The sequence below is a fragment of the Bartonella sp. AA23NXGY genome, assembly GCF_042197165.1.
Classification (GTDB): Bacteria; Pseudomonadota; Alphaproteobacteria; order Rhizobiales; family Rhizobiaceae; genus Bartonella.
In genome coordinates this window covers 1-4,341 of record NZ_JBHIRO010000043.1, presented here as the reverse complement: position 1 = coordinate 4,341, position 4,341 = coordinate 1, and the positions used below count along the sequence as shown (strand labels likewise).

Below are 4,341 nucleotides of genomic sequence, written 5' to 3'. Positions count from 1 at the left end.
CCATGCTTTCTAATAAAAATAAAGTCTATAATTAGGAAAATACATACTAAAACCTAGTACAAAGGATTTTATAGTAACCACTACCAAGTAAAATGTAATATTAAATATAAAGACCCCTTTTTAGTTAGAAAAAAAGCACACTAAAAAACTTAGACTCTAAATGTGTTATCTTTATGTCCACAAAACATAATCAAAAAGACAAACATTTAGGTCTCAATACAGAGAGCGCAAACAAAACAAAACTAAAGACTCAAAATGTTCACACTCTAAGCAATAATCGTCTACTCTGAATTCCAAAGAGATCAATAATGCTAAAATGTGTCTTTTTTATGTTTTGGAGGTGTTTTTAAGTTTTTTCATTGGAGAGTTTGTTATGAAAAAATTATATGCCCCACAAGCAGCGAGTGAATTAAAACGTTCTCGTTTTTCTTTTGTTAAAGTTCTTTCGTTGGCTACAGCGGCTACATTCTTATCGAATGTTACGCCTGTTTTTTCAGCAAATCCTGATTTTAGAAACACATTTCTTGAAGGTGTAAAAAGTACCGGCGTGTCTTATCCACAAAGCCTTCTCTCTGTTGCTGGTTTGAATGCTTCTGATGATTACGCAAATTTTTTAACCAAAACCCTTTCTGGTAAGAGAGATAAGAGTCCTATCGTAAATGTTTTGACAGAAGGTAGCCGTTCTGCGCGAGTTGGAAATGTTGGTGATAAGAAAGTGCCACAGCTTACAAGAATAGCGGTTAACGATAAAAGCATGAGTGCGGATAATATTGCTGTGCGAAAATTGCCAAAAACATTTGTTAAAAAAGGGTGGATGCTGCCTGTTGAGGACGATAATAGTGATGATATTTTGCTGTCTGGCGTTAATAGTTTAGCAAGGAGGGTGAGTACGTATGCAACTAGTGATGATATAAAACTGGGGAAAAGTCCGAATGCGAAAGGCTTAAATATTATTGCTATTGGTAACAACATACAGGTACATTCACAAAATAACCTGTTTGAGGCTGTTACTATTGTTGGCAACAACGCGCAAGTCAACGGTGCTGGTACTACCGCTATTGGTGGACGGTCAAGAGCGAACGCGTTGTACAGTGTTGCGCTAGGTGTAGATGCTGTCGCTGATAGGGCTAGTGGTGTTTCTGGCTATTCTCCTAATAAGAAAGCGAATGCAACAGGTGCTGACGCTCAATGGAAGAGTGGTTATGGTGCTGTGAGTGTTGGTGATGTCAGCGAGAAGAAAACGCGACAAATTATAGGGGTAGCAGCTGGTTCTGAACTGACTGATGCTGCTAATGTTGCGCAGATAAAGTCATTACAAGATTACGTAGATAAAGGTTGGCAGCTGTCTGCTGGTGGTGCAGATGCTACAACTATTGGTATAGAGAGCAAGATCGATTTATCAGCGGCAAGTGAAAATCTTCAAATTAGCAAAGGCAAAGATAATAATAATATAAAATTTGATCTAGCTAAGGAAATCGCAGTCAATAAAGTAACTGCAGGAAGCAATACCCTAGATGCAACAGGCTTAGTGATTACAGGTGGACCGAAAATAATCATTTCTGGGATAGATGCTGGGGGTAAAAAGATTACAGGAGTGTCGGATGGCACTGGAGCGAACGATGCAGTTAATTTTTCACAGTTAAGCAAAACCAATGAGAGTCTTTCGTCCACAGCGAGAAATCTGGAAACGGCTATGGCCAATACATCAAAATATTTTGGTGGAGGTGCAGGAGTTGCTGGTTCTGCTATGACGGGACCAACTTATAACTTATCCAAGATTGATACAAAGGGTAATATAACAGAGGGCTCTTTTAAAGATGTTGGTAGTGCATTTACTGGTCTTGATACAAATATCAAGAATGTGAATGCACGGATTAAAGAAGTTTCTGAAGGAGTAGCACAGGATTCTTTGTTATGGAATGATGAGGTCAATGCCTTTGTAGCGCGTCATGAGAAGAAGCAAGAAGAAAAAGGCAGAGTTGTAAGGACACAGGAAAACAGTAGAATTACGTTTCTAGAAAAGGCTGAGATCAGCCCCGGCTCAACGGATGCTGTCATTGGTAGTCAACTTTATGCAATGGGTAACACGCTTGCAACCTATTTTGGTGGTGGTGCTGGTTATGATGAAGTGGGCATATGGAAAGCACCGGATTTCAAGATCAAGCAGTTTAGTGAGGATGGTACTTCTTTTGACAAGAACTATACGAATGTAGCTGATGCACTTACAGGTGTTGGAAGTTCTATCACGAATGTTCAGAATAAATTGACTGAACAGGTTAATAATGTGATTACCAAAGTGGAAAGCGAGAGCTTTGTTCAGCAAGACAAAACAACGCATCGTCTCACTATTGGTGCAAAAGTAGGTGGCGCAGAAATCAATATTGCAAATGAAAGCGGTGCGGATCGGATAATTTCTGGTGTTGGGGAAGCAAAGAACAATAATGACGCTGTTAACAAAAGCCAGCTTGATAGCAATATCAAGAATGTCAATGATAATGTAACAAATAAGTTTAGCGAACTTACTAAAAACATAACGAATATTACTCAGCAAGTTAAAGGTGATGCTTTGTTATGGAATGATGAAGCCAATGCCTTTGTAGCACGTCATGAGAAGAAGCAAGAAGAAAAAGGCAAAGCTGTCAGGACACAAGAAAACAGTAGAATTACGTTCCTTGCAAATGGTGAGATTAGCGCTACATCAACAGATGCCGTAACGGGTAGTCAGCTTTATTCGCTGAACGAACAACTTGCAACCTATTTTGGTGGTGGTGCAGGTTATGATAAAGAGGGCAAATGGAAAGCACCGGATTTCAAGATCAAGCAGTTTGGTGAGGATGGTACTTCTTTTGACAAGAATTATCAGAATGTAGCAGATGCACTTACAGGTGTTGGAAGTTCTATCACGAATGTTCAGAATAAATTGACTGAACAGGTTAATAATGTGATTACCAAAGTGGAAAGCGAGAGCTTTGTTCAGCAAGACAAAACAACGCATCGTCTCACTATTGGTGCAAAAGTAGGTGGCGCAGAAATCAATATTGCAAATGAAAGCGGTGCGGATCGGATAATTTCTGGTGTTGGGGAAGCAAAGAACAATAATGACGCTGTTAACAAAAGCCAGCTTGATAGCAATATCAAGAATGTCAATGATAATGTAACAAATAAGTTTAGCGAACTTACTAAAAACATAACGAATATTACTCAGCAAGTTAAAGGTGATGCTTTGTTATGGAATGATGAAGCCAACGCCTTTGTAGCACGTCATGAAAAGAGCAAAGAAGAAAAAGGCAGAGCTGTAGCCACTCAAGATAACAGCAAAATTACGTTTCTTTTAGATGGTGATGTTTCTAAAGATTCAACGGATGCTGTCACGGGTGGACAGCTTTATTCGCTGAACGAACAACTTGCAACCTATTTTGGTGGAGGTGCAGGTTATGATAAAGAGGGCAAATGGAAAGCTCCAAGTTTTAAGGTTAAGACAGTTAAGGATGATGGTAACTCTGAAGAGATAGACTATGGCAATGTGGCGGATGCTTTGGCTGGAGTTGGTAATTCTTTCACAAATATTAGAAATGAGATCAGCAAAGAGATTAATAATGAGATTGCCAATGTGAAAGGTGATAGCCTTGTTAAGCAGGATAGGATGGGTCTTATTACTATTGGTGCGGAAAGAGGCGGCAATAAAATCAATATTTTAAATCGAGATGGTGATGCTCGAATTCTTTCTGGTGTTAAGGCAGCGCAAAATGGGGACGAGGCAGTCAATAAAGCGCAGCTTGATGCAAGTCTGAAGGATCTTTCCAGCAGCCTTCAGTCTGATGATTCAGCAGTGGTTCTCTACGATAAAAAAGAAGACGGAATAGTTGACTATAGCAGTGTGACTTTAGGTAAAGGTAAGGATGCAGAACCGGTTGCGCTTCATAATGTAAAAGATGGTGTCATTGGTGAGAGTTCATATGATGCGATTAATGGTAGTCAGATCAATACAATTTCTCAGGATTTAGCTAAGTTTCTTGGTGGAGAAGCATCCTTTAAAGAGGGTGTTTTTACAGTTCCGACTTATAAAATCTCTAATGTTTCTGACGATGGTACAGTAACGACTAATTCACATAACGATGTTGGTAGCGCCTTTGCGGGTCTTGATACGAGTGTCAAGAATGTGAACACTCATCTGTCTAATGAGGTCAAAAAGTTTGATGAAAAACTAAGTAATATTACGCAAGCAGTTCAAGGCGATGCATTGTTATGGGGCAAGACTAAAGGTGCGTTTGTAGCGACGCATGGGGACAATAAAGAGAACAGCAAGCTTACATCACTTGCAGCTGGCTCTATAGTATCAGG

1 pseudogene is annotated in these 4,341 nt (G+C 39.5%); it reads left to right on the top strand.

Features of this window, described 5'->3' with window-relative positions:
• Positions 1-373: 373 nt before the first annotated feature.
• Positions 374-4,341: pseudogene (locus ACFINY_RS09435) on the top strand (hypothetical protein); the annotation flags it as partial.